General features: G+C 70.1%; 21 protein-coding genes. 7 read left to right on the top strand and 14 right to left on the bottom strand.

What is annotated here, in order from left to right; genetic code table 11:
• Window positions 1-79: 79 nt before the first annotated feature.
• The gene (locus J7I98_RS27575) at window positions 80-697 is read left to right on the top strand and encodes a YceI family protein (protein WP_214927619.1); all 618 of its coding nucleotides are present in this window, start codon (window positions 80-82) and stop codon (window positions 695-697) included.
• A gap of 826 nt (window positions 698-1,523) precedes the next feature.
• Here J7I98_RS27575 and J7I98_RS27570 read toward each other — a convergent pair.
• From J7I98_RS27570 to ureA, 6 genes are all read right to left on the bottom strand, one after another.
• Window positions 1,524-2,867, bottom strand: a complete 1,344-nt coding sequence (locus J7I98_RS27570) for a hypothetical protein (protein WP_214927612.1) — start codon at window positions 2,865-2,867, stop codon at window positions 1,524-1,526.
• A gap of 81 nt (window positions 2,868-2,948) precedes the next feature.
• Window positions 2,949-4,550, bottom strand: coding sequence for a citramalate synthase (cimA, locus tag J7I98_RS27565; protein ID WP_214927611.1), 1,602 nt, complete (start codon window positions 4,548-4,550; stop codon window positions 2,949-2,951).
• 346 nt (window positions 4,551-4,896) lie between these two features.
• Window positions 4,897-5,511, bottom strand: coding sequence for a TetR/AcrR family transcriptional regulator (locus J7I98_RS27560; protein WP_214927609.1), 615 nt, complete (start codon window positions 5,509-5,511; stop codon window positions 4,897-4,899).
• 50 nt (window positions 5,512-5,561) lie between these two features.
• Complete coding sequence (locus J7I98_RS27555) at window positions 5,562-6,590, bottom strand: agmatine/peptidylarginine deiminase (RefSeq protein WP_214927601.1); 1,029 nt, start codon at window positions 6,588-6,590, stop codon at window positions 5,562-5,564.
• 9 nt (window positions 6,591-6,599) lie between these two features.
• Complete coding sequence (locus J7I98_RS27550; protein WP_214927598.1) at window positions 6,600-8,288, bottom strand: urease subunit alpha; 1,689 nt, start codon at window positions 8,286-8,288, stop codon at window positions 6,600-6,602.
• Window positions 8,285-8,968: an urease subunit gamma gene (gene ureA, locus J7I98_RS27545; protein WP_214927596.1), complete on the bottom strand. Its 684-nt coding sequence runs from the start codon at window positions 8,966-8,968 to the stop codon at window positions 8,285-8,287. Before ureA ends, J7I98_RS27550 begins: the two co-directional genes overlap by 4 nt.
• 134 nt (window positions 8,969-9,102) lie before the next feature.
• Here ureA and J7I98_RS27540 point away from each other — a divergent pair, with 134 nt between their 5' ends.
• Genes J7I98_RS27540 through J7I98_RS27530 form a run of 3 tightly spaced genes read left to right on the top strand, consistent with a single transcriptional unit; the run spans window position 9,103 to window position 12,572 of the window.
• The gene (locus J7I98_RS27540) at window positions 9,103-10,566 is read left to right on the top strand and encodes a cytosine permease (RefSeq protein ID WP_214927594.1); all 1,464 of its coding nucleotides are present in this window, start codon (window positions 9,103-9,105) and stop codon (window positions 10,564-10,566) included.
• Entirely contained in the window at window positions 10,484-11,299 is an 816-nt protein-coding gene (locus tag J7I98_RS27535) for an endonuclease/exonuclease/phosphatase family protein (RefSeq protein ID WP_214927592.1), read from the top strand. The genes J7I98_RS27540 and J7I98_RS27535 overlap by 83 nt, the downstream gene beginning before the upstream one ends.
• 10 nt (window positions 11,300-11,309) lie before the next feature.
• Window positions 11,310-12,572, top strand: coding sequence for an amidase (locus J7I98_RS27530; RefSeq protein WP_308377963.1), 1,263 nt, complete (start codon window positions 11,310-11,312; stop codon window positions 12,570-12,572).
• 144 nt (window positions 12,573-12,716) lie between these two features.
• Here J7I98_RS27530 and J7I98_RS27525 read toward each other — a convergent pair whose 3' ends face one another.
• Together J7I98_RS27525 and J7I98_RS27520 are read right to left on the bottom strand one after the other, a co-directional pair.
• Entirely contained in the window at window positions 12,717-13,805 is a 1,089-nt protein-coding gene (locus J7I98_RS27525; RefSeq protein ID WP_214927578.1) for a branched-chain amino acid aminotransferase, read from the bottom strand.
• Between the two features lie 225 nt (window positions 13,806-14,030).
• Window positions 14,031-15,086, bottom strand: a complete 1,056-nt coding sequence (locus J7I98_RS27520; RefSeq protein WP_214927576.1) for a 3-isopropylmalate dehydrogenase — start codon at window positions 15,084-15,086, stop codon at window positions 14,031-14,033.
• 127 nt (window positions 15,087-15,213) lie between these two features.
• Between J7I98_RS27520 and J7I98_RS27515 the strand changes: the two genes are divergently transcribed.
• Complete coding sequence (locus J7I98_RS27515; protein ID WP_214927565.1) at window positions 15,214-16,782, top strand: metallophosphoesterase family protein; 1,569 nt, start codon at window positions 15,214-15,216, stop codon at window positions 16,780-16,782.
• A 32-nt stretch (window positions 16,783-16,814) separates the two neighbouring features.
• Here J7I98_RS27515 and J7I98_RS42335 read toward each other — a convergent pair whose 3' ends face one another.
• A complete protein-coding gene (locus J7I98_RS42335) occupies window positions 16,815-16,943 on the bottom strand; it encodes a hypothetical protein (protein WP_274562289.1) in 129 nt (42 codons plus the stop codon).
• Window positions 16,944-17,146: 203 nt separating this feature from the next.
• Window positions 17,147-18,016 carry a LysR family transcriptional regulator gene (locus tag J7I98_RS27510; RefSeq protein WP_214927563.1) on the bottom strand — a complete coding sequence of 290 codons (870 nt, stop codon included), beginning with the start codon at window positions 18,014-18,016 and terminating at the stop codon, window positions 17,147-17,149.
• Window positions 18,017-18,117: 101 nt separating this feature from the next.
• On the opposite strand from J7I98_RS27510, the gene J7I98_RS27505 reads away from it, so the two are divergent.
• Window positions 18,118-19,131, top strand: a complete 1,014-nt coding sequence (locus J7I98_RS27505) for an NADP-dependent oxidoreductase (RefSeq protein ID WP_214927562.1) — start codon at window positions 18,118-18,120, stop codon at window positions 19,129-19,131.
• Between the two features lie 11 nt (window positions 19,132-19,142).
• On the opposite strand, the gene J7I98_RS27500 is transcribed toward J7I98_RS27505, so the two are convergent.
• The 4 genes from J7I98_RS27500 to J7I98_RS27485 form a co-directional block, all read right to left on the bottom strand.
• Window positions 19,143-19,697: a GNAT family N-acetyltransferase gene (locus tag J7I98_RS27500; RefSeq protein ID WP_214927560.1), complete on the bottom strand. Its 555-nt coding sequence runs from the start codon at window positions 19,695-19,697 to the stop codon at window positions 19,143-19,145.
• A gap of 84 nt (window positions 19,698-19,781) precedes the next feature.
• Entirely contained in the window at window positions 19,782-20,846 is a 1,065-nt protein-coding gene (locus J7I98_RS27495) for a S1 family peptidase (protein WP_214927553.1), read from the bottom strand.
• Between the two features lie 207 nt (window positions 20,847-21,053).
• Entirely contained in the window at window positions 21,054-22,685 is a 1,632-nt protein-coding gene (gene pruA, locus J7I98_RS27490) for an L-glutamate gamma-semialdehyde dehydrogenase (RefSeq protein ID WP_214927551.1), read from the bottom strand.
• A 15-nt stretch (window positions 22,686-22,700) separates the two neighbouring features.
• Entirely contained in the window at window positions 22,701-23,627 is a 927-nt protein-coding gene (locus J7I98_RS27485) for a proline dehydrogenase family protein (RefSeq protein ID WP_214927544.1), read from the bottom strand.
• 163 nt (window positions 23,628-23,790) lie between these two features.
• Between J7I98_RS27485 and J7I98_RS27480 the strand changes: the two genes are divergently transcribed.
• A complete protein-coding gene (locus J7I98_RS27480) occupies window positions 23,791-24,948 on the top strand; it encodes a CdaR family transcriptional regulator (RefSeq protein ID WP_251021266.1) in 1,158 nt (385 codons plus the stop codon).
• Window positions 24,949-25,013 lie beyond the last annotated feature (65 nt).

Below are 25,013 nucleotides of genomic sequence, written 5' to 3'. Positions count from 1 at the left end.
CGAGATGGGTCTACAGTAAATCTCGTTGAAGGTTAAACAACTGGCCCGCATTAGGACCACACCACTCCGAGGAGGAGCCATGGCTCTGTTCAACCGCAAGAACACCACCGCCCCGGCCGCGACCGCGACCCTCGAGGTGGACCCGGCCCTGGCCGCCCTGACCGGCGACTACACCATCGATCCCGCGCACAGCAGCGTCGGCTTCACGGTCCGCCACGCCATGGTCACCAACGTCCGCGGCGCTTTCGCCGACCACGAGGGCACGCTGAGCCTCGACGGCTCCGACCCGTCCCGCTCGACCGCCGCGATCGACATCAAGATCGCCAGCATTGACACCGGCATGAGCGACCGCGACGGACACCTGCGCAGCGCCGACTTCTTCGACGCCGAGCAGTTCCCGCTGATGACGTTCCGCTCGACGACCGCGGAGCAGCTCGGCGGCGACGCGTACCGGATCACCGGCGACCTGACGATCAAGGACGTCACGCGCCCGCTCTCCATCGACCTGGACTTCAACGGCTCCGCCACCGACGTGTACGGCAACGAGCGCGTGGGCTTCGAGGGCACCGCCGAGATCCTGCGCTCCGACTGGGGCCTGACCTGGAACGCGGCGCTGGAGACCGGCGGCGTGATGGTCAGCGACAAGGTCAGGCTGAACTTCGACATCTCCGCCATCAAGGCAGCCCCGCAGGCCTGATCGCCCCTGCCATGTGAGTACGGGACCAGATCCGCAGCCGGTGACGAGGGCGTGAAGCCCTTGTCGCCGACCGCGTTACGGGGTTGTCGGTGAGAGTGACTAGAAGGTACCGGGCACCTTGGCGACGACACCGTGTGGGGTGCCCGTCCATACAGCCCGCGTGGGACGTCAGAGGTGCGGCGGACCAAGCGCTGGTGAGCGCGGATCCGCCGCTAAAGGGGCTTCCCACCTTCTTCCTGTCACCTGGGTCCTTCGGATGTCAGTTGTGTCCGCGCGGGGCGTGGCCCGCGGGGTTCTGGTTCTCGGTCTCCTGCGTGTGCGCGCCACCCTTACAGCTTGGCTGCTGACCGCCGGGCTCACTGCCGGACGGGTTGGTACACGAAATGTCAACCGGCTGGATCTTGGCTTCGGCGATTCCAGCGCCGCCGAGGCCCAGTGCGAACGCCGCGGCTGCTGCGGCGACTGCCGCTCCGAGCCGCTTCCTCGTCATTCTGCTTGCCATGTTCCGCTCAGCCTCCAGTCTTATTTCTGGGCTACGCGGCAGACGGTTGGTGACACCGCTGCCTTTCGGGGCCCATGCGGGATGCCGGTCGAGCGTGGCCGCTGTGCGCGCCAGTGGGGCCTCGCACGGCTGACAACCTTTGCTGAGTGCGAGTCCGCGCAGAAGCCATTGGGGTCGACCGCGACCGAGGCTCGGGACGTGCGCTGACTCTGTATTCGCAATATTCAGCTCATAGCTCGTACGGAGTAAGTGTACGCCGTAGTCATCGACGCGACATTTTTTACCGGCGCAGAAAATAACCCGCGCAGCGCGTCCCCGTCGGGCTCAGAAGCCGCCGCCACCGTCGAAGCCGCCGCCGAAGTCTCCGCCACCGCCCCAGCCTCCACTGCCGAAGTCGGAGGAGTTGAAGTCGGAGCCCGAGTAATCGCCGCCGGAGTACTCGCCGCCGAATTCGCCGCCGCCGTAGTCCGCCGCGTACGCCGGGGTGGAGAGCATGGTGCCGAGCATCGTGCCGACCAGCAGGCCGGGCAGCATGCCGCCGCCGAAATAGCCGCCCGCCCACGGGCCGTACGCCGGTCCCGCCTCCCAGTACGGGCGGCGGCCGTCGTCCGTTTCGACCGTGCGGGCCACCGGGTCCAGGCCGCTCTTCAGCCGGGCCGCGTCGGCGGCGCACACCGGGACGTCGCGCTCGGCGCCGCCGGCCGGCGACCAGGGCATGTCGGCGACCGAGAGCCCGTGGCGCGGGTCGAAGAAGCAGGGCGTGCGGCGCTCGGGCACCGGCCGGCCCGTGCGGCGCGCGTCCAGGGCCGCGAGGGAGTAGCGGCCGTCTTCGATCGCCTGCGTCACGGGGCGGACATCGTTGGGGTGTTCGGCCGACCCCATCAGCGACTTCGCCTTGTCGTACGAGTCGAGTCCCTGCTCGTAATCGCGGCGCATCGCATCGTCCGCACCCTTCTCCGAGGGGTGGAAGTCCAGGCGCTCCAGCTCCTCGCCGAACGCCGTGATGTCCTCGTCCACGACCACGCGGAGCTTGTCGAGCGCAGCCCGCTCTTCCTCCGCCTTCAGCCGCCGCTTGCGGCGGACGATGGCGTACGCCCCCGCGCCGCCCGCGGCCGCGACCGCACCGACCGTGATCAGTGCCCCGGGGTTCACACCCTCGTCACCGGCGCCCGTACCCCAGGAGGCAGGGGCGTTGCCGCGGATCTGGGGCAGTGCCTGGTCGACGAAGTTGTTCAGCTGGGTGTCTGCGTCGGTGCCGGCGGGCGTCTTGACCGCGGTGACCAGGTTCTCGACTGCCTGGTTGGACATGACGCTGCTGTCGGCGCCCGCGTCGAAGCCGTCGCCGAGGCGGATGGCGTAGAGACCGGTGACGCCGGTCAGCGCGCGGACGTTCTGCAGGACCGTGTCTTCGGGGAACTCCGCGCCCGTGGGCAGGACCGCCACGAAGAGCGGCTTGTCCGCGTCCTTGATCTTCTCCGCCAGGGCGTTCTCGTCCACCTCGGAGAGCTGGCCCCTGGCACGCGGATCGACGTAGACCGGGCCGTCCTTGAGGGCTTCGGCCACGGTTTCGGGGCCGGTGGCCGCCAGGGCTCCCGGCGCCGCCACGAAGGCGGTCGCCGAGAACGCGAGCAGCAGACCGGACAGTGCGGTGAGCAGCCTGGTCTTCATACCCTCGACGCTACCCGAATGGGTGCATTTTCGGACAGGTCGGAGCAGGGATAAAGACCGGGATCAAGGGGCCGGGACCGGTTACTCCGCGGGCTCGACCCCGGCGCGCAGCAGCCCGTACGTGTACGCGTCCTCCAGGGCCTGCCAGGAGGCGGCGATGACGTTGTCGGCGACGCCGACCGTGGCCCATTCACCGGCGCCGTCGCCCGTCGTGATCAGGACGCGGGTGGTCGACTCGGTGCCGTGGCGGCCCTCCAGGATGCGGACCTTGTAGTCGATCAGCTCCAGCTTGGCAAGCTGCGGGTAGATCTTCTCCAGGCCGACGCGCATGGCCCGGTCCAGGGCGTTGACCGGGCCGTTGCCCTCCGCCGTGGCGACGATGCGCTCGCCCTTGGCCCACAGCTTCACGGTGGCCTCGTTGGCGTGGGTGCCGTCGGGGCGGTCCTCGACGATCGCGCGCCAGGACTCCGTACGGAAGTAGGTGCGGGCACGGCCCTCGGCCTCCTCGCGCAGGAGGAGCTCGAAGGAGGCGTCGGCCGCTTCGTACGTGTAGCCCTTGAGCTCGCGTTCCTTGACGCGGTCGACGACGCGGCCGATCAGCTCGCGGTCGCCGCCCAGGTCGACGCCGAGCTCCTTGCCCTTGAGCTCGATGGAGGCGCGGCCCGCCATGTCGGAGACCAGCATCCGGATGCGGTTGCCGACCAGGCCCGGGTCGATGTGCTGGTAGAGGTCGGGGTCGACCTTGATCGCGGAGGCGTGCAGACCCGCCTTGTGCGCGAAGGCGGATACGCCGACGTACGGCTGGTGGGTGGAGGGCGCCAGGTTGACGACCTCGGCGATGGCATGCGAGATGCGGGTCATCTCGGCGAGCGCGCCCGGAGGGAGCACCTGCTTGCCGTACTTGAGTTCAAGGGCGGCGACGACGGGGAAGAGGTTGGCGTTGCCGACACGCTCGCCGTAGCCGTTGGCCGTGCACTGGACGTGCGTGGCGCCCGCGTCGACGGCGGCAAGGGTGTTGGCAACGGCGCAGCCGGTGTCGTCCTGCGCGTGGATGCCGAGGCGCGCGCCGGTGTCGGCGAGGACGGTGGCGACGACGGCCTGGATCTGGGCGGGGAGCATGCCGCCATTGGTGTCGCAGAGGATGACGACGTCGGCGCCGGCCTCCGAGGCGGCTCGTACGACCGACTTGGCGTACTCGGGGTTGGCGCGGTAGCCGTCGAAGAAATGCTCGCAGTCGACGAAGACGCGGCGGCCCTGGGCGCACAGGTAGGAGACCGTGTCGCGCACCATCGCGATGTTCTCGTCCAGGGTGGTGCGCAGGGCGAGTTCGACGTGGCGGTCGTGGGACTTGGCGACCAGGGTGATGACCGGCGCTCCGGATGCGAGCAGGGCCCCGACCTGCGGGTCGTCCTCGGCCTTGGCGCCGGGGCGGCGGGTGGCGCCGAAGGCGACGAGCTGCGCGTGCTGGAAGGTGATCTCTCTCTGCGCGCGGGAGAAGAACTCGGTGTCGCGCGGGTTGGCGCCGGGCCAGCCGCCCTCGATGAAGCCCACGCCGAAGTCGTCCAGGTGCCGGGCGATGGTCAACTTGTCGGCGACCGTCAGATTGATGCCTTCGCGCTGCGCACCGTCGCGCAGCGTGGTGTCGAAGACGTGAAAACTGTCGTCGGGGCCTGAAGTGGTCATGGCTGTCTGGACTCCTGTCGAGTGGAAGGACTGGCTCCACTTGCCCCCATCATCGCGCGCACCTCGCCCCGGCGATGGTGGGGCCGGGAAACGAAAAAACCCCTCGCGGGTGCGAGAGGTCTGCGCGCGGGTCTGGGGCACGGTGGCCGCGACCGTACGTGGTGGTACGGAGGCGGTCACTGGGGACCGGCGCGCCTGCTGCCCATAATCATGGCGAACGAGAACACGAGGGCAGTCTGCCACGCCTGCACCTCCGTGGTACTGCTGTCTCACCATGCGGGCGAGTCCCCTCACGGGCTCCCTCACGAGCCCCCCGTCAGGGAGCCCCCCGTCAGGAACCCCGCAATCAGGGCAGCGTTTCGTCGAGGAACTCGCCGATGTGGGCGAGGACCTGGGACCGCTCCGACCCCGGCAGCGCCATCGCCACATGCGTGCTGAAGCCGTCGAGCAGGGCCCGTATCCGCGTCGCGAACCGGTCGGCGTCGACCGCGCGCAGCTCGCCGCGCGAGGCGCCCTCGACGAGCAGGGCCACCAGGTCGCGGTGCCAGGAGAGCTCGATGTCGAGGAGGCGGGCGCGGGTGTCCTCGTCGACGGCGTGCGAACGGTTCCAGAGTTCGAGCCACAGCGCCCAGTGCGGGTCCCGGGGCCCCGCCGGGACGTACAGGTCGACGTACCCGTCGAGGCGCTCGCGCACCGGGACCTGGCGGGCCAGTGCGGCCCTGCGCTCCACGCCGAGCTGCTCCTCGCTCCATTCGAGCGTCTGGAGGAGCAGCTCCTCCTTGCTGTGGAAGTAGTACAGGAGGTGCCCGCTGCTCATGCCCACCTCACGGCCGAGCCCGGCCATGGTCAGCCGCTCCAGCCCGCGCTCGGCGATGCTCGCCATGGCGGCGGCGAGCACGGTCTCGCGGGGCGGGGCGGCGTTGCGCCGACGGGACGGCGGCTTGGCGGCGGGCCCGGTCATGAGGCATTCACATTAAGCACCCGTATGTTCTACCTGATTGTTCTACCCGATCAGCTGCGTACGGCGGGCTGCTGCTGCGTTATGCAGTGGATACCGCCCCCGCCCGCGAAGATCTCGCGCGCGTCGACCAGCGTGACCGTACGGTCCGGGAAGAGGCCGCGGAAGATCTCGGCGGCCTCCTCGTCGCGCGGGTCGTCGAAGGCGCACAGCACGACGCCGCCGTTGCAGAGGTAGTGGTTGATGTACGAGTAGTCGACCCAGTCGCCGTCCACCTGCACCTTCGTCGGCGCCGGCACCTCGATGACCTTGAGCGGGCGCCCCTTGGCGTCCGTCTGGGAGCGGAGCAGCGCGACGATCTCCTTGCACGGCTCGTGGTCGGGGTGCGACGGGTCGGGCTGGGTGTGGGCGAGGACCACACCGGGCGCGGCGAACGCGGCGACGATGTCGACGTGGCCGAGGGTGCCGAAGCCGTGCGGCGGGTAGTCGCTGGTCAGGCCGCGCGGCAGCCAGATGGCCTTGGTCGTGCCGAGCTTGGCGTGGATCTCCGCCTCGACCTGCTCGCGCGTCCACTCGGGGTTGCGCTCGGGGCCGAGCTGGACGGTCTCGGTGAGCAGGACCGTGCCTTCGCCGTCGACGTGGATGCCGCCGCCCTCATTGACGAGGGCCGAGCTGAGCGTCGGTACGCCCACCAGATCGGCGACCATGCCCGCGATCTTCGCGTCGTGCTCCCAGGTCGCCCAGTCCTGCGCGCCCCAGCCGTTGAACACCCAGTCCACAGCGGCGAGCTGTCCGTTCTCGTCGGTGACGAAGGTCGGGCCGATGTCGCGCATCCAGGCGTCGTCCAGCTCACGCTCGACGAGCTCGATGTCCGGGCCGAGGAGCTCGCGGGCGCCTGCCGACTGGCCGGGGCCGCAGACCACGGTGACCGGCTCGTAGCAGCGTACGGCGCGGGCGACGCCCGCCCACGCCTCGCGGGAGGCGGCGAGCTCCTCCTCGTTCGAGAACGTGACGTTGGGGCCGGGCCACGCCATCCAGGTGCGCTCGTGCGGGGCCCACTCGGCGGGCATACGGAAAGCCATGGGGGGTCCTTACAGGAAGTAGAGACGGTTGAGGGAGACGGATTCGGCGGGTTCGGAGCGGAGCGGCTCGCCGTCGAGGGTGACGAGTCCGCTGCGCCCGTCCACCCCGACCTGCCCGATACGGGAGTTGAGGCGGAGGTCGGCCGGGCCGATGCCGCGGGTGCCGCGTACGGCGACGCGGCGGCGGCGCGTGGGCATCAGGTCGTTGCCCTGGTCGAGGGCGGCCTGTGCGACGAAGGCCACCGAGATGTCGGCGGGGGTCGCGCCGTACGCCCCGAACAGCGGTCCGAGGACCAGCGGTTCGCAGGTGTCGGTCGCGGCGTTGGGGTCGCCCGTGACGCCGTACGCCGGGAAGCCCGACTTCAGCACCATCTGCGGCTTGGCGCCGAAGTACTGCGGCCGCCACAGCACGATGTCGGCCATCTTGCCGACCTCGATCGAACCGATCTCGTGGGCGAGACCGTGGGCGATGGCGGGGTTGATGGTGAGCTTGGCCATGTACCGCAGGACGCGCGCGTTGTCGTCGTCCGGGCCGTCGCCCTCCATCGGGCCGAGCTCGGCCTTCATCTTCCCGGCCATCTGGAACGTACGGCGCACGGTCTCGCCCGCGCGCCCCATCCCCTGCGCGTCCGAGGACGTGATGCCGATCGCGCCCAGGTCGTGGAGGACGTCCTCGCCGCCCATCGTCCCGGCGCGGATGCGGTCGCGCGCCATGGCGGCGTCGCCGGGCAGGTCCGTCTTGAGGTCGTGTACGGAGACGATCATCCCGTAGTGCTCGGCGACCGCGTCCCGCCCGAAGGGGAGGGTGGGGTTGGTGGAGGAGCCGATGACGTTACGGACACCCGCCATCTTGAGGACGTTGGGGACGTGACCGCCGCCGCAGCCCTCGATGTGGAAGGCGTGGATCGTACGGCCTTCGAGGACGGAGAGGGTGTCCTCGACCGACAGGCACTCGTTCAGTCCGTCGCTGTGCAGCGCGACCTGTACGTCGTGTTCCTCCGCGACGCGCAGCGCCGTGTCCAGGGCCCGGGTGTGCGCACCCATGTCCTCGTGCACCTTGAAGCCGGACGCGCCGCCCTCGGCGAGCGCCTCGACGAGCGGTGCGCCTTCGGAGGACGAGCCGCGCGCCAGGAAGCCGATGTTGACCGGCCAGGCGTCGAAGGCGCCGAAGGCGTGGCGCAGGGCCCACGGCGAGTTGACGCCGACGCCCCAGACGGGGCCGAATTCCTGGCCGATGATCGTCGTCACGCCGGAGGCCAGCGAGGCCTCCATGATGCGCGGCGAGAGCAGGTGGACGTGCGTGTCCACCGAGCCCGCCGTGGCGATCAGGCCCTCGCCGGACACGATCGACGTACCGGTGCCGACGACGACGTCTACGCCGTCGAGGGTGTCCGGGTTGCCGGCCCGCCCTATGGCGTGGATCCGGCCTTCCCTGATGCCGATCGACACCTTGCGGATGCCCTGGGCCACGTCGATGACCAGCACATTGCTGATGACGACGTCGCAGGTCTCGCGGACGGCGGCGGCCTTCAGGTGCAGGCCGTCGCGGGCGGTTTTGCCGAAGCCGGCGAGGAACTCGTCGCCGGGCTTCTGCGCGTCGGATTCGACGCGGACGGTCAGTCCGGAGTCCCCGAGCCTGACCCGGTCCCCGGCGCGGGGGCCGTGCACGGCGGCGTACTCATGCGGATCGATGCTCATCGCTCAGCTCCCAGATAGCCGCAGGCGGCGGCTCTGCGCAGGGCTTCTTCCTTCGCGCCGGGCGCGTCCAGCGCGCCGTCGACCAGACCCGCGAAGCCGATCGCGATCCGGTCGCCGCCGATCGGGACGAGGCCGACCTCGGCCTCGCCTCCCGCGTCGAAGCGGACGGAGGACCCGGCCGGTACGCACAGCCGCATGCCGTACGCCGCCCGGCGGTCGAAGTCGAGGCGCGGATTGGCCTCGAAGAAGTGGAAGTGCGAGGTGACGCTGACCGGCACGGTCGCGGTGTTGCGTACGGTCAGCTGCACCGCGGGCTCCGGCTCCGCGTCCGCGGGCCCGGGCAGTACGGCGCCGGGGGCGTCGTCGCCCAGCGCGCCGCCGCCGATCGGGGACGACACGACCGCGAGCCGGGAGCCGTCGTCGAACACGGCCTCCACATGCACCTCGGTCACCACATCCGCCACGCCCGGCAGCACGTCGTCGGGGCCGAGTACGGAGCGTGCCGCCTCGATCGCCTCCGCGAGACGCCGGCCGTCGCGGGCCGCCTCGCACACCGTGTCCGCGATCAGCGCGGTCGCCTCGGGCACATTGAGCCGCAGTCCGCGGGCCCGGCGCGCACGCGCCAGCTCGGCCGCTCCGAACAGCAGCAGCCGGTCGCGTTCCGTCGGGGTCAGTCGCACGCCGCCACACCTCCATCGTTAGAACTTCACTCTAACCACAGTCTCAATCGGCTGGAAACCTTGACTCGCGGAACAGGGCTAAGTCACATTGAACACTGCTCAAAACTTTGTCGTCCGGCGAACCGGGAGTCCCCATGCCGATAGAACAGCGCGGCGTCGACACCATCCCCGACGAGGAGCGCACCAGCGGTCCGCGCGACCTCGTCTCCATCCTTCTCGGCTCCAATCTCTGCCTCGGCGTGATCGTCTTCGGCTGGCTGCCGCCGTCCTTCGGGCTCGGCCTGTGGCCCTCGGTGACCTCGATCGTCGTCGGCACGCTGGTCGGCATCCTGGTCACCGCGCCGCTCGCGCTGATCTCCCTGCGTACGGCGACCAACCTCTCCACATCCAGCGGCGCCCAGTTCGGCGTACGCGGCCGGCTCGTCGGCTCGGTCGTCGGCCTGCTGCTCTCGCTCGGATACACCGCGCTCACGCTGTGGATCGGCGGCGACGTCATGGTCGGCACGCTGTCCCGGCTGGTCGGACTGCCCAACAGCGGCGCCTCGCGCGCCGTGATGTACACGCTGCTCGCGATCTGTACGGTCGTCGCCGCCGTCTACGGCTACCGGCTGCTGCTCCGGCTCAGCAAGGTCCTGTCCATCGGCATGATCGCCCTGCTGGCCCTCGGCGTCTTCGCCTACGCGGGCGACTTCACCACGGCCGCTCCCCCGGAGACCCCGTACCTTCTCGGCTCCTTCTGGTCCACCTGGCTCCTCGCGGCAGTCGCCGCCGGACTGAGCGGCCCGGTCGCCTTCATCACCCTCCTCGGTGACTACACGCGCTACATCTCGCCGCGCCGCCACACCTCCCGCAAGGTGTTCTGGGCGACCTGCCTGGGCCTGCTCCTCGGCCTGCTGGTGCCGCAGCTGTTCGGTACGTACACCGCTCTCGCCGCCCGCGCCGGACTCGATTACGCCGGACCGCTCGTCGACGCCGCGCCCTTCTGGTACCTGGCACCGCTGCTCCTGGCGGCCTCGGCCGGGTCCGTCGGAAACGCGGGCCTGATGCTGTACTCGATGGGCCTCGACCTGGACGCGATCCTGCCGAAGACCACCCGCACCCGGGCCACCGTGATCGTCGCGGTCGTCGCGACCGTGTTCGTCTTCCTCGGCTCCTTCGCCTGGGACGCCCAGTCCGCCATGACGTCCTTCGTCCTGCTGCTGACGGCGATCGGTACCCCGTGGGCAGTGATCTCACTGATCGGGTACGTGCGCTGCGGCGGCCAGTACGATCCCGAAGCCCTTCAGGTCTTCAACAACCGCGCCAGGGGCGGAATCTACTGGTACCGGGCAGGCTGGAATGTAAGCGCCACAGTCTCCTGGGCGCTGGGCGCGGCGGTCGGCCTCGCGGCGGTCTCCACCACCGTCTACGAAGGCCCGTTGCTCGCCCTGACCGGCGGCGTGGACTGTAGCTTCATCCTCTCGGGTCTCGTGGGCGGCACCGCGTACGCCGCACTGACGGTGAAGGGGCGAGCTGATGCGCGTACTGACGTGGAACCTGTGGTGGAGGTTCGGACCGTGGGAAGCCCGGCAGAAAGCGATTCTCGCAGTCTTGCGTGAGCAGCAGGCCGATGTGATCGGGCTCCAGGAGGTGTGGGCGCGCGGCGAGGAGAACCAGGCCGAGCGGCTCGCCGGGGAGCTCGGCATGTACTGGGCCTGGACCCCGTACTACCTGCCCGAGCGGTGGCAGAAGCGCATCGGCGACAGCTCGGTCGGCGTCGGCCTCGGCGTCCTGAGCCGGTGGCCGGTCGTCGCCCAGCACTCGGTACGGCTGCCCGTCGCCGGCGGCAGGGACGACGGGCGGGTGGCGATGCACGCCAGGATCGACTCCCCCGCCGGTCCTGTGCCCTTCTTCACCACCCACCTGAACTCCGCCGTGCACGATTCGGGGGTGCGCTGCGCCCAGGTCAGGACCCTGGTCCACTTCGTCTTCGAACACCGCGGCAACGGTCATTTCCCGGCGGTCGTCGCCGGCGACTTCAACGCCTGGCCCGACTCGGACGAGATCAGGCTGCTGGGCGGCTACCGGACCTCCCCGCCCGTCCCCGGCCAGTCCTTCATCGACGCCTGGGAGTACGCCGACCCGGCCGCACCCTCCGCGACCTGGGACAACACCAACGCGTACATCGCGGGCACCTGCCAGCCGAGCGTACGGATCGACTACATCCACGTCGGCTGGCGCGGCCCCGAGGGGCAGGGCGGCGTCCGCTCGGCACACCGCGCGGGGCACGGCGCCGTCGACGGTGTGTGGCCGTCCGATCATGCGGCTGTGGTCGCGGACCTCGCGGATTAGCCTGGCGTACGTGAATACCGACCGGATCGACATCGATATCGACATCGACCAATTGGACGAGAAGATACGGGCGTTCGTGCCCGAGCCGGACAGGGACGGGCGGCTGCGCGCCGAGGCGGCTGCCATCGAGACCCGGTGGCCCGACCCTGCCGCCAGGCCCGCGCTGTACGGGATCCCGGTCGGCATCAAGGACATCGTGCGCGTCGACGGGCTGGCGACCCGGGCCGGGTCCGCGCTGCCGCCCGAGGTGCTGGCGGGCGAAGAGGCCACCGTGGTCGGCCGGTTGCGGCGGGCCGGTGCGCTGGTCGCGGGCAAGACGGTGACCGCCGAGTTCGCCGTGCTGGCGCCGGGGCCGACGCGCAACCCGCACAACCCGGAGCACACGCCGGGCGGTTCGAGCAGCGGTTCCGCGGCCGCGGTCGCCGCCGGGATGGTGCCGCTGGCGGTCGGCACGCAGACGGTCGGCTCGATGATCCGCCCCGCCGCGTACTGCGGAGTCACCGGATTCAAGCCGACGTACGGCCGTATCCCCATGGACGGCGTGATCGCCAACGCGCCGTCGTTCGACACGCTGGGCCTGTACGCCGCCGACGTGGCCGGTGTGGCGGTGGCGGCGGGTGTGGTGTGCGACGACTGGAGCCCGGTCGCTGCCGGCCCCGGCTCGGCTCTGCCGGTGCTCGGCATCCCGGAGGGCCCGTATCTGGAGTGCGCCGGGGCCGAGGCTCTCGCCGCCTTCGGCGCCCAGGTGGAGGTGGTGCGGGCGGCCGGTTTCGACGTACGCCGGGTCCCCGTCATGGACGACTTCGAGCGGATCCGCACGCAGCTGTTCACGATGAACCGCTACGAGGTGGCCAGGACCCATGCCGAGTGGTTCGCGGCGTACGGGGAGCTCTACCGGCCCGAGACGGTCAAGGCGATCCGCGAGGGTCAGGGGATCGGGCACGAGGCGTATGCGCGGGCGCAGCGGGAGCGGTCGGAGTTCCAGGACCGGATCGCGGCCTCCATGACCGCCCACGGCATAGACCTGTGGATCACCCCGGCCGCGACGGGCCCGGCACCCCGCGGCCTCGAAACCACCGGCAGCTCGATCATGTGCCTGCCATGGAGCAACGCAGGGCTGCCGTCGGTGGCGGTGCCGGCGGGCTGGAGCGGGGGCCTGCCGCTGGGCCTCCAGCTGGTCGGCGCGCAGGGCACGGACGAGCAGCTGCTGGCGTGGGCGCCGGACGTTGAGGCAGCGGTGGCCGGCAGCGGCCCGGGGCGCCGGACGGGCTGAATTCAGCCCGTCCGGCGTTGAGGACCGGGTCTGGGGCGGAGCCCCCCACGCGGCGGCAGCCGCAAAATGCCACAGCGGGAAAGGGGCGGGTAGGGGAACTGCGCCGCAGGCAACCCGCACCACACAACGCACCCGCACACCGCGTCAGCCCAGTTCGTGCAGCCAGCCGTGGACGTCGTCCGCCTTGCCCGTCTGGATGTCGAGCAGCGCCTTGCGCAGCTTCAGCGTGACCTCACCCGGCTGACCGCCGGACTGCGTCCACTCGCCGCCCGTCGACTTGACGGTGCCGACGGGGGTGATGACCGCCGCGGTGCCGCAGGCGAAGACCTCGGTCAGCGTGCCGTTCTCGGTGTCGCGCTTCCACTGGTCGATGGAGACGCGGCCCTCCTCCGCGGTGTACCCGAGGTCACCGGCCAGCTTGAGCAGCGAGTCGCGGGTGATGCCGGCGAGCAGGGAGCCGGTGAGCTCCGGGGTGATGATCTTGTCCCCGTACACGAAGTACAGGTTCATGCCGCCGAGCTCCTCGACCCACTTGTGCTCGACCGCGTCGAGGTACGCCACCTGGTCGCACCCCTTCGCGGCCGCCTCGGCCTGGGCGAGCAGCGACGCCGCGTAGTTGCCGCCGGTCTTGGCGAAGCCGATGCCGCCGGGGACGGCGCGGACGTAGTCCTCGGACAGCCAGATGGAGACGGGCTTGACGCCACCGGGGAAGTACGCGCCGGCGGGCGAGGCGATGACGATGAAGAGGTACTCGTTGGCGGGCTTCACCCCGAGCCCGACCTCGTTCGCGATCATGAAGGGCCGCAGGTAGAGGGACGATTCGCCGCCGTGCGCGGGAACCCACGTCTTGTCCTGCTGGACCAGCGCGTCACAGGCCGCGATGAACGTCTCGACCGGCAGCTCCGGCATGGCCAGCCGGCGCGCGGACACCTGGAAGCGCTTGGCGTTCATGTCGGGGCGGAACGTGGCGACCGTGCCGCCGGGGTGCCGGTAGGCCTTGAGGCCCTCGAAGATCTCCTGCGCGTAGTGCAGGGTCATGTTGGCCGGGTCGATCGACAGCGGCGCGTACGGCACGAGCTGGGCGTCGTGCCAGCCACGGCCTTCCGTCCAGCGGATGGTCACCATGTGGTCGGTGAAGTGGCGGCCGAATCCGGGGTTGGCCAGGATCGCCTCGCGCTCTGCGTCGGACAGGGGGTGCGAGGAGGGCTTGAGCTCGATCGTGGGCGTCGTCATGAGTGCGTGTCCTTCACCGGTTGTATGTGGTGGACCGCGCTCACGCCTCTAGTAGGACGTCCGAGCTTCCCGTCGTGCCACGGCCCCACGTTCGATTATCGCCCGTGGGGGTCGGTGCATGAAACGGCGTGAAATGCGGCCCAGGATTGATGGTCGCACCCGGCCGCGGCAAAGCACAGCCGCCGGGTGTCTGTGACCCGGCGGCTGTGGGAGGAGTCCGTCGGGTCAGCCCGCTACTCGTACCGCGAGCGCGTCGCCGATTTCGTCGGTCGTACGGACCGTGCTGCCGTCGCGCTCCGCTAGGTCGGCGGAGACTGCCGCCTCGATACGGCCGGCCTCGGCCTCGAAGCCGAGGTGGCGCAGCAGCAGGGCGACGGAGAGGATCGTGGCCGTCGGGTCGGCCTTGCCCTGGCCCGCGATGTCGGGCGCGGAGCCGTGGACGGGCTCGAACATGGACGGGAAGGCACCTGTCGGGTTGATGTTGCCGGAGGCCGCCAGGCCGATGCCGCCGGTCACGGCAGCGGCGAGGTCGGTGAGGATGTCGCCGAAGAGGTTGTCGGTGACGATGACGTCGAAGCGCTCCGGCTGGGTGACGAAGAAGATCGTCGCGGCGTCGACGTGCAGGTAGTCGGTGGTGACCTCGGGGTATTCCTTGCCGACCTTGTCGAAGATGTTCTTCCACATGTGGCCGGCATAGACGAGGACGTTGTTCTTGTGGACCAGCGTCAGCTTCTTGCGCGGGCGGGCGTTGGCCCGCTCGTACGCGTCACGGACGACGCGCTCGACGCCGTACGCCGTGTTGAGGCTGACCTCGGTCGCGACCTCGTGCTCCGTGCCGGTGCGGATGGAGCCGCCGTTGCCGGTGTACGGGCCCTCGGTGCCCTCGCGGACGACGATGAAGTCGATGGCCCCCCTCTGCTCGTCGCGGATGGCCAGCGGCGTGGCCGTGTTGGGGAACAGCTTCGACGGGCGCAGGTTGATGAAGTGGTCGAAGGCGAACCGCAGCTTGAGCAGCAGCCCGCGCTCCAGGACGCCGGACGGCACGGACGGGTCGCCGATCGCGCCGAGCAGGATGGCGTCGTGCTGCTTGAGGGAGTCGAGCTCCGCGTCCGGGAGGGTCTCTCCGGTGCGGTGCCAGCGCTGAGCGCCGAGGTCGTACTCCTTGGTCTGCAGCTTCACATCCTGCGGGAGGACGGCGTTGAGGACCTTGAGCCCTTGGGCCACGACCTCCTGGCCGATGCCGTCACCAGGGACCACTGCGAGATTGAGGCTGCGAGACATGACGGCACCCTACTCCCGCGTCCCAGCCCCTGACACCGGGCGTCCGCCATTCGGACTCAAAATCTCGACAGTTTCTGTTCACCCTTTGTACTGGCCAGAGTTGGTTGTTACTGGGAAGTTTTCTTGCATGGCTGACACCCCCCGCACCGGCATCCCGGACCAGCTCGCACGCGGCATGAGCATGCCGGAGCAGCACGAGTACCTGCGTACGAAGCTCTCCCGCCGCCGCATCATCTCCTCGTCCGCCGCCACCGTGGGCGGAGCCGCCCTGCTCGGCGGCGCGAGTCCGGCGTACGCGGGCTCCCCCACTCTCCTGCCCGCCTCGGTCACCGCCCGGGTCGACGGGTCGCTCGTCGCACCCTTCGGCCGGCACCTCGCCTTCGGCGCCGACCCGAAGACGCAGATGCGGATCTCCTGGCAGGTGCCGTTCGCGGTCAAGAGCCCTTATGTACGGGTGGGGTTGAAGCCCTGGGAACTGAGCCGCAAGATCGAGGCAGAGGTGCGTGATCTGCACACGCCGTCGCTGTCGCGAAAGCTGCCGGCGGTCGACCAGTTCTACCTGCATGCGGGGCTCGACGGACTGCGGCCCGGGACGACGTACTACTACGGGGTGGGGCACGACGGCTTCGACCCGGCCGACGCGTCGCGCCTGGCGACGATCGGGTCGCTCCGTACGGCGCCCGCGCGGCCCGAGAAGTTCGTCTTCACGGCCTTCGGCGACCAGGGGGTCAGCTATGACGCCCTCGCCAACGACCAGTTGATCCTCGGCCAGAACCCGTCCTTCCACCTGCACGCGGGCGACATCTGCTACGCGGACAGCAGCGGGCACGGCAAGGAATCGGACACGTACGACGCGCGGGTGTGGGACCAGTTCCTGGCGCAGACCGAGAGCGTGGCGTCGCGGGTGCCGTGGATGGTGACCACCGGCAACCACGACATGGAGGCCTGGTACTCGCCGAACGGCTACGGCGGCCAGTCCGCCCGCTGGTCGCTCCCGGACAACGGCCCGGACGCGAAGAACGCCCCCGGCGTCTACTCCTTCACGTACGGCAATGTGGGCGTCGTGGCGCTGGACGCGAATGACGTCTCGTACGAGATACCGGCCAACAAGGGCTACACGGACGGCGCCCAGACCGCGTGGCTCGACAAGCGGCTGGGCGAACTGCGGCGGCAGGCGGGCGTCGACTTCCTGGTCGTCTTCTTCCACCACTGCATGTACTCGACATCGACGCACGCCTCCGACGGCGGGGTGCGTGACGCGTGGCTGGCCCTCTTCACCAAGCACCAGGTCGACCTGGTGATCAACGGGCACAACCATGTGTACGAGCGGACCGACGCCATCAAGAACGGCGAGGTGGGCAAGCCTGTCCCGGTCGGCGCGAGCACCGACCCGACGCGCGACGGCATCGTGTACGTCACCGCGGGCGGGGCGGGCAAGGACCTGTACAGCTTCGGTCCGGGCGTGAAGGACAGCTACGAGGGCAACGTCCACGACCACGACCACATCGTCAGCTTCCACTGGACGAAGCTGCGGCTCCCGGACCCGGACACGGTGGAGTGGTCGCGGGTGCGGTACACCGGTTTCTCGTTCCTCGCGGTGGAGGCGGAGACGGGCACGTCACCGAAGCTGAAGGTCTCGGCACTGGCGGAATCGGGCGAACGTATTGACTACTTCGAGATCCAGCGCGGACGCTGAATATTCAGCCGCCCGCACCCTCACCCATGGCGCTAGTGACCCGTCGCGCCACCGTTGTCGCGGCGGTCAAGCGCACGCTGAAGCGCAGCAGCAGCCTGCTTACGGTCGGTCTCGCTCGAACGGGAGGTGTGGCGGACGCGGCGACGCACGGTCTCGGCCATGGTGATCGACTCCTTGAGATCAGAATGATTTCAGGGCGCCGGAAGGGGCGGGGAGCGGAAGCCGCAGGGTTCTCCTGCATAGGGGCACCGGCTCACGACCGCCATTCGCGGATGCAGCGAAGCATTCGGCTTCTACAAACGTAAGCGACCTCAGCCAGCCTGTCTCCACAATTACTCGGACTTCCTACTATCTGAGACAGCGATCATGAACTGCCCGCCCTGAGCTCCCGGATCAGCGCCCGCACAGCCAGCGTGCGAGCCTGCTCCGGGGTCGCCACATAGCCCACGGACCGCGTGGGCCGCTCCGCTCCGAGATCAGTGATCTCGACTCGGTCAGGCGCTCCGACCAGCGAAAGCTCCGGCATGATCGCCATTCCGAGACCATGGCTCACCATCGAGAGCACCGCTCCGTCGTCCTCCGCCTCCACCGTCGCGCGCGGGATCCAGTCCTGCCGCGCCCACCATTCACGCGTGTACGACGTGCAGTTCTCGGCCCAGTCGACCAGCGGCAGCGAGCGCGGATCCGGGTGCCCCGCCGGGTGCACCAGCGCGTACGGCTCCTCGACGAGCACCGAGCCGACCAGCTCCCGCGGTACGGGCGAGGTGGTGCCGATCGTGGCGATGCCCAGGTCGGCACGCCCGGCCGCGACCTCGCCCGCGACCCCGGGCCCCAGTTCCCGTACGACCCGTACGACCGGCTCGATCCCTGGATGACGTGCGGTGAGCCGTTCCAGCGCGGGCGGCAGCAGATGCAGTGCGGCGCTGCGGAAGGCGGCGATCCGCAGCGGGCTCGCCACGGTGTCCTCGCCCGCCCCACGCGCCTCCGCGCCCATGACATCCAGCAGCCGCAGAATGCGGCGGGCGTGGCCGACGGCGCGCACACCGGCCTCGGTGGGCCGCGCGCCCTGCCTGCCCCGCTCGAAGAGCACGGCCCCGATCTTGCGTTCGCTGCCGCGGACCGAGTGCGACACCGCCGACTGGGTCATGCCGAGCGCCGCCGCCGCGGCGGAGAAGCCGCGCTCCCGCTCGACGGCCACGAGAACGCGCAACTCGTGCGGTGCCAGATCGGCCATTGGGGCTCCCACCTCGCTCTATGAGGGCTGCTCATGGAAAGGACTGTTCCATCGACGGAACCACCTCCCCAGCCTCCCGATTCCTTCCTACGGTCACGTTCATGACACAGACCGCCGCACTCACCGTCCAGCAGACCGCCCGCCCCCACGGCTTCCCCACCGCCGCCCACTTCGCCTTCATGGAGTCCCCCGTGCCGGTACCCACCGAGGGCACGGCGCTGGTGGAGAACCTCTACCTGTCCGTGGACCCGTACCACCGGGAGCTGATGGACGAGGGCGGCTGGGACCTGGACACCCCGCTGGAGGGCCGTGCCATCGGCCGCGTGACCGCCTCCCGCGACCCCGGCCTGCGCGAGGGCGACCTCGTCTTCCACCGCGAAGGCTGGCGTACGCACGCCCTGGTCACCCTCGGCACGCAGGGAACCCGCAAGATCACGGCGTACGAAGGGGTGCCGCTCTCCGCCCACCTGAGCATCCTCGGCGGCACCGGCCTCACCGCATACGTCGCCCTCACCCGTACCGCCGGCCTGAAGCCCGGCGACGACCTCTTCGTGTCGGCGGCGGCGGGCGGTGTCGGCACCGCCACCGGCCGCATCGCGCGGCTGCTGGGCGCGGGCCGGATCATCGGCAGCGCGGGCTCCCCCGCCAAGGTCGAGCACCTCACCCGGAATCTGGGCTTCGACGCGGCCTTCGACTACCACGACGGGCCCGTGGCCGGGCAGTTGGCGCTCGCCGCGCCCGACGGCATCGACGTCTACGTCGACAACGTCGGCGGCGACCACCTGGAGGGCGCGATCTCCGCACTGCGCGACCACGGCCGGATCGCCTGGGTCGGCGCCATCAGCCAGTACAACTCCACCTCCGCCCAGCCGCCCGCCGCACCCCGCAACCTCTTCGAGATCGTCGACAAGAGCCTGCGTCTGGAAGGCGTCCTGGTCCGCAACTACACGGACGTACAAGGTGAATTGGAGGACTTCCTCGTCCCGCACCTGCAGAGCGGGCAGATCGCTCCGGACGAGACGGTCGTCGAAGGATTCGAGCGGACCGTGGACGCCTTCCTCGGCATGCTGCGCGGCGAGAACACCGGAAAGATGGTGGTACGCATCGCCGACTGAGACAGCGGCAGCTACAGCACGTCGCCGTCGCGCCAGTCGAAGTACAGCGTGTCGTGCAGCGCGCCGGAGGCTTCGGGCAGCTTGCGCCCGGCCGCGGGCCGTACGTACGTCGTGCCCTCCTCGTCGGGCAGGGGTACGACGCCGTCGGGCCCCAGCGCGGCGAGCCGGCCGGGCCACACCTGCCAGCCCCGCGACTCGTACAGCGCGGCGCCTTCGTCCGAGGCGGAGAGCGCGCCGAGTGCGTACGCCGCGTCGATCGCCCGCTCCAGCGCGTCCATCACCCGGCCGCCGAGGCCCTGCCTGCGGCAGTCGGCCCGTACCGCCACGCCCTCGACGTAACCGGTGCGCAGTGAGCGGCCCCGGTGTAAGACCCGGCGCTGGACGAGGCTGCCGTGGGCGGCGAGCCCGTGCTCGTCGCGGACGAAGGCGTGGAGGCCGCCGATGGTGTGGTCCCAGTCGTCGTCACTGAAGTCGCCGTCGAAGGCGGTGTCCAGGAAGGCGCGGATTTCGTGGAGTTCGGCGGGAGTGAGGTCGGCGGTGTGGGCGGTACGAAGGGGCTCAGTCATGCACCGCAGTCTCCCAGGCCCCGCCGCCCACACCGGGCGGCGGGCCCGCGCGCTCACTCAGTACAGGGCCAGGCTCAGGACCGGTCAGTACACGTTCACGCCGTACGCGGACAGGGCTTCCTTCACGGGCTGGTGAATGGCGGAGCCATTGGTGCCCGTGCAGCCGGAGCTGCCCGAGTGGATGCCGAGTGCGACGCTGCCGGCGAAGTGGGCGCCGCCGCTGTCGCCTCCGGCGGAGCACGCGGTGGTGCGGACCATGCCGTAGACGGGGCCGTCCCCGTAGTTGACGGTGACGTTCACGGCGGTGACGGTGCCGCTGGTCACCTTCGTCGTGGAGCCGCTCTTCTTGATGGCCTGGCCCACGACGGCGTTGGCGGCGGACGAGATGTCCTGGTAACTGCCGTTGTAGAGGTTGACGTTGCCGCTGGGCGCGGAGCCGTTGGTGTAGCGGACTATGCCGTAGTCGTTGGTCGGGAAGCTGGTGCCCTCACGGACGCCGATCACGGGACCGCCGGAGGTGGCCGACCAGTTGGTGGCGGAGTTGGTGCAGTGGCCCGCGGTGACGAAGTAGCGCGTGGTCCCCTTGGAGACGTTGAAGGCGGCCGAACACCGGTACCCGCCCCCGTAGATGGCGTCGCCTCCGGCCACCTCACGCTTGAAGGTCCCGGGAACCCGCTCGACGCGCACGGCGCCGCCCTGCGCGTTCGCGACCCTCTTCAGCCGGGCCAACTCCCTTGCGGACAGGGACTGGTCGGCCTGGACAGCCACCTGATTCGTCCGCGGGTCGATGCCCCACGACGTACCGGTGATCTTCGCACCGGCCTCCAGGGCGGCCATGGCCTCGCCGAGCTGCGCGGCACTGCGCGTCACGCGCTTCGGCGTCGCCCCGGCCGCGTGGACCTGCTCGGCGGCGCGGTCGCTGGTGACGGTGACGGTCAGTTCGCCCGTGCGGCGGTCGATGTAGCTCCCGGCAGTGTCGTCGCCGAGCCGCTGGGAGAGCGCGGAGTTCAGGGCGTACGTCGCCGGACCTGCGGCAGCGACTTCGCCGGCGGTGCCGGCCCCGGCAGGGGCCGCGCCGATTCCGAGTGCACCGGCGGCTATTAAGGCGGTCAGGGCTGTGCGTCGCGCACGGAGGGTGCGTCTTCTCATGGGGGGCTCCTCAGTCAGGTCTCCGTGGGGAACGGAAACACCACTGAGGAATTTGACATGCCCATTGTCATCCCACAAGGCCGCGTCGAGCCCCGGGCGTCAGTGTCCTCGGGAGGAACGACCCGCCGCCCGGCACGCGAACCGCCCCCGTCCGGCGTGGGGGCCGGGACAGGGGCGGGGTCTCGCGGGCGCGTACCGCGCGGGCGGTCAGCCCTGGTGGGGGTACGTGTAGTCGGTCGGCGCGACCAGGGTCTCCTTGATGGCCCGGGTCAGGGTCCAGCGCTGGAGGTTCTGCGGGGCGCCGGCCTTGTCGCACGTACCGGAGGCGCGGCCGCCGCCGAAGGGCTGCTGGCCGACGACGGCGCCGGTCGCCTTGTCGTTGATGTAGAAGTTGCCCGCGGCGTAGCGGAGCTTGTCCATCGTATGGGCGGCCGCCGCGCGGTCGTTGGAGATGACGGCGCCGGTCAGGGCGTAGTCGGAGACCGACTCCATCTGCTCCAGCATGGCGTCGTACTCCGCGTCCTCGTAGACGTGGACCGCCAGGATCGGGCCGAAGTACTCGGTCCTGAAGACCTCGTTCTCCGGGTCCGTGCAGGCGATGACCGTCGGGCGTACGAAGTAGCCGACCGAGTCGTCGTACGTGCCGCCCGCGACGATCGTGCAGCTCGGGTCGGCGGCGGCGCGGTCGATCGCGGCCTTGTTCTTGGCGAACGAACGCTCGTCGATGACGGCGCCGATGAAGTTCGACAGGTCGGTGACGTCACCCATCGCGATGGCGTCGACCTCGGCCGCGAACTCCTCCTTGAAACCGGAGTTCCAGATGGAGGCCGGGACGTACGCACGCGAGGACGCGGAGCACTTCTGCCCCTGGAACTCGAACGAGCCACGGGTCAGCGCGGTCTTGAGAACCTTGCGGTCGGCGCTCGGGTGGGCGACGACGAAGTCCTTGCCGCCGGTCTCGCCGACGATGCGCGGGTACGAGCGGTACTTCTCGATGTTGTTGCCGACCGTCTTCCACAGGTACTGGAAGGTTTTGGTCGAGCCGGTGAAGTGGATACCGGCCAGGTCGCGGTGGTTGAGGGCGACCTCGGAGACTGCGATGCCGTCGCCCGTGACCAGGTTGATGACGCCCTTGGGGAGGCCGGCCTCCTCCAGGAGCTCCATCAGCAGGACGGCCGCGTGGGTCTGCGTCGGGGACGGCTTCCAGACGACCACGTTGCCCATCAGGGCGGGAGCGGTCGGCAGGTTGCCCGCGATGGCCGTGAAGTTGAAGGGTGTGATCGCGTAGACGAAGCCCTCCAGCGGACGGTGGTCCAGCCGGTTCCACACGCCCGGGGAGTTCGCCGGCGGCTGCTCGGCGAGCAGGTCACGGGCGTACTTGACGTTGAAGCGCCAGAAGTCGATGAGCTCGCACGGCGTGTCGATCTCGGCCTGCTGAACGGTCTTCGACTGGCCGAGCATCGTCGAGGCGGCAAGCGTCTCGCGCCACGGGCCCGACAGCAGCTCGGCGGCGCGCAGGATGATCGCGGCGCGGTCGTCGAAGGACATCGCACGCCACGCCGGAGCGGCGGCCCGCGCGGCGTCGATCGCGTCCTGCGCGTCCTGCTGGGTGGCGTGGGCGGCGGTGCCGAGCACGGACTTGTGGTTGTGCGGCTGTACGACGTCGAAACGCTCGCCGCTGCCCATCCGCTTCTCACCGTTGATCGTCATCGGGAGGTCGCGGGGGTTCTCGGCCAGCTCCTTGAGCTTGACTTCGAGGCGCGCACGCTCCGGGGAGCCGGGGGCGTACGAGTGGACCGGCTCGTTGACCGGGGCGGGGACCTGGGTTACTGCGTCCATGAGTTCCGTGACTCCTTAGTTCTTGGTGATCATCGAGCGGACGAAGAACAGCAGGTTGGCCGGCTTCTCCGCGAGGCGCCGCATGAAGTACCCGTACCAGTCGGTGCCGTACGCGGTGTACACACGCATCCGGTGGCCCTCGGCCGCGAGCCGCACATGCTCTTCGCTGCGGATCCCGTAGAGCATCTGGAATTCGTACTCATCCAGTTTGCGTCCCGCGCGGCGGGCGAGCTCCTGGCTGATGGCAATCAGTCGCGGGTCGTGCGACCCGATCATCGGGTACCCGTCACCGGCCATGAGGATCTGCAGAATCCGGACGTACGCCTTGTCGATCTCGGCCTTGTCCTGGAACGCGACGGTGGCCGGCTCCTTGTATGCGCCCTTGACGATACGGACGCGGCTGCCGGCACCGGACAAACGGCGCGCGTCGTCCTCGGTGCGGAAGAGGTACGCCTGGATCACGCAGCCGGTCTGCGGGAAGTCCTTCCGCAGCTCCTCGTGGATGGCGAACATCGAGTCGAGGGTGGTGTGGTCCTCGGCGTCCAGCGTCACCGTGGTGCCGATCTCCGCGGCGGCCTCGACCACCGGACGGACGTTGGCGAGCGCAAGCTCGTGGCCGCCCGCCAGCGCCTGGCCGAACATCGACAGCTTCACCGACATCTCGGCCCTGGCGCCCAGGCCGAGGTCCCTGAGGTGCTCGATCAGCTCCAGGTACGCGTCACGGGCGGCGAAGGCCTGCTGGCGGGTCGTGATGTCCTCACCCACGACGTCCAGGGTGACTTCCAGCCCCTTGTCGGCAGCGGCCTGGACGATCGGAATGACCTGATCGACCGTCTCACCGGCGATGAACCGGGCGACGACCTGTTTGGTGCCCGGGGCAGCCGACACGAAGCGGCGCATTCGGTCGCTGCGCGACGCGGCGAGGATCACGGGACCCAGCACGGGCACCTCCACGGGAAAGGCTCGAAGGGGGCCGCGACCAGGAGAATTCGGTACGGCACGCATAACCACCGTGAAATCTAAGGATTGCTCGCATCCTCAGCCATCGACAGCTGTCACGCATCCGTGGCCCCTATCTCATACAGATGTCTGAATGGATGCGAGAATGGGAAGCGTGAAAGGCGATTACCAGGACCTGGTCGACGAGATCTCGGCACTCCTCGGCGCTCCCGCGACGCTGGAGGACCGGGACTTCAAGCTGATCGCGTTCGGCGCGCACGACAGCGTCAGTGGTTTCGACGAAACCACCCTGGACCCGGTCCGTACGCGCTCGATCCTCACTCGCCGCTCAACGGCGGAGGTGCGGGCCTGGTTCGAGAAGTTCGGCATCGCGACCGCGGAAGACCCGGTGTACATCCCGGCCGATCCCGCCGCGGGCGTCCTGCGCGGCAGGCTGTGTCTTCCGGTACGCCATCGGGGCACGGTCTACGGCTACGTATGGCTGCTCGCCGGTGACGGCGAAGGGCCGCCGGCCCCCGTCCCGGGTCCGGCGATGGCGGTCTGCGCCCGGATCGGGGCGCTCCTGGCGGACGAGGCCCGCGCCCGCGCCGACCTCGGCCCGGATCTGCGGACGCTGCTCGTCTCGGACTCCGCCGAGCGCCGGGCCGATGCGCTGGACTCGCTGCGCACGGCCCTGGGCGACGGGGGTACGTACGCCCTGCTGTGCGTCGCGCCGTGGGCGGATCCCGTGCCGGGCGCGCGTACGGTCCCGGGCGCGGCGGCCCTCTGCCTGCTCCCGGCGCCCGGCCCGGCCGGTCCCCGCCTCGGCGCCCTGATCCGGCTCCGTACGCCGACGGACCTCGCCCCCGCCCACCAGGCGGCCACGACCCTGCTCCCGGTCGCGGGCCCGGTCGTAGGCATCGGCAACCCTGCACGCACACTGGACGACCTGCCGGGCGCCTGGCGCGAAGCCTCGGCCGCGGCCCGGGCGGCGCTGGCGCGGCCCCATCTCGGCCCGGTCGCGGAGTGGTCCGCGATCGGCCCGTACCGTCTGCTGGCCGCACTGCCGGACAGCGGCCCCGGTCACCCCGTGGACCCTGCCGTACGCCCCCTGCTCGAACCGGCGCACGCCGAACTCGCCCGCACGGCGGAGGCATTCCTGGACTGCGCGGGCCAGGCGGGCCGCACGGCATCGGCCCTGAACATCCACCGCCAGACGCTCTACTACCGCCTGTCCCGCGTGGAACAGCTCACGGGCCTGAACCTCCACGACGGCGAGGACCGCCTGCTGCTGCACATGTCCTTGAAGGCAGCACGCCTCTAGGCCTTGGGTCGCTTTTCTTCCCCTACCCGCCCACAACAGCAACGCACCCGGTGCCCGGACAATCG

It is taken from the genome of Streptomyces sp. ISL-98, assembly GCF_018614055.1.
Lineage (GTDB): Bacteria > Actinomycetota > Actinomycetes > Streptomycetales > Streptomycetaceae > Streptomyces > Streptomyces spiramyceticus.
Note: the sequence above shows the minus strand (reverse complement) of the source record. Positions and strands in the feature narration are given on the sequence as shown.

Coding starts and splice junctions, on each gene's coding strand:
- J7I98_RS27575 (WP_214927619.1), top strand. CDS start 80: ATGGCTCTGTTCAACCGCAAGAACACCACCGCCCCGGCCGCGACCGCG.
- J7I98_RS27570 (WP_214927612.1), bottom strand. CDS start 2,867: ATGAAGACCAGGCTGCTCACCGCACTGTCCGGTCTGCTGCTCGCGTTC.
- cimA (WP_214927611.1), bottom strand. CDS start 4,550: ATGACCACTTCAGGCCCCGACGACAGTTTTCACGTCTTCGACACCACG.
- J7I98_RS27560 (WP_214927609.1), bottom strand. CDS start 5,511: ATGACCGGGCCCGCCGCCAAGCCGCCGTCCCGTCGGCGCAACGCCGCC.
- J7I98_RS27555 (WP_214927601.1), bottom strand. CDS start 6,590: ATGGCTTTCCGTATGCCCGCCGAGTGGGCCCCGCACGAGCGCACCTGG.
- J7I98_RS27550 (WP_214927598.1), bottom strand. CDS start 8,288: ATGAGCATCGATCCGCATGAGTACGCCGCCGTGCACGGCCCCCGCGCC.
- J7I98_RS27540 (WP_214927594.1), top strand. CDS start 9,103: ATGCCGATAGAACAGCGCGGCGTCGACACCATCCCCGACGAGGAGCGC.
- J7I98_RS27535 (WP_214927592.1), top strand. CDS start 10,484: ATGCGCGTACTGACGTGGAACCTGTGGTGGAGGTTCGGACCGTGGGAA.
- J7I98_RS27525 (WP_214927578.1), bottom strand. CDS start 13,805: ATGACGACGCCCACGATCGAGCTCAAGCCCTCCTCGCACCCCCTGTCC.
- J7I98_RS27520 (WP_214927576.1), bottom strand. CDS start 15,086: ATGTCTCGCAGCCTCAATCTCGCAGTGGTCCCTGGTGACGGCATCGGC.
- J7I98_RS27515 (WP_214927565.1), top strand. CDS start 15,214: ATGGCTGACACCCCCCGCACCGGCATCCCGGACCAGCTCGCACGCGGC.
- J7I98_RS42335 (WP_274562289.1), bottom strand. CDS start 16,943: ATGGCCGAGACCGTGCGTCGCCGCGTCCGCCACACCTCCCGTTCGAGC.
- J7I98_RS27510 (WP_214927563.1), bottom strand. CDS start 18,016: ATGGCCGATCTGGCACCGCACGAGTTGCGCGTTCTCGTGGCCGTCGAG.
- J7I98_RS27505 (WP_214927562.1), top strand. CDS start 18,118: ATGACACAGACCGCCGCACTCACCGTCCAGCAGACCGCCCGCCCCCAC.
- J7I98_RS27500 (WP_214927560.1), bottom strand. CDS start 19,697: ATGACTGAGCCCCTTCGTACCGCCCACACCGCCGACCTCACTCCCGCC.
- J7I98_RS27495 (WP_214927553.1), bottom strand. CDS start 20,846: ATGAGAAGACGCACCCTCCGTGCGCGACGCACAGCCCTGACCGCCTTA.
- pruA (WP_214927551.1), bottom strand. CDS start 22,685: ATGGACGCAGTAACCCAGGTCCCCGCCCCGGTCAACGAGCCGGTCCAC.
- J7I98_RS27480 (WP_251021266.1), top strand. CDS start 23,791: ATGGGAAGCGTGAAAGGCGATTACCAGGACCTGGTCGACGAGATCTCG.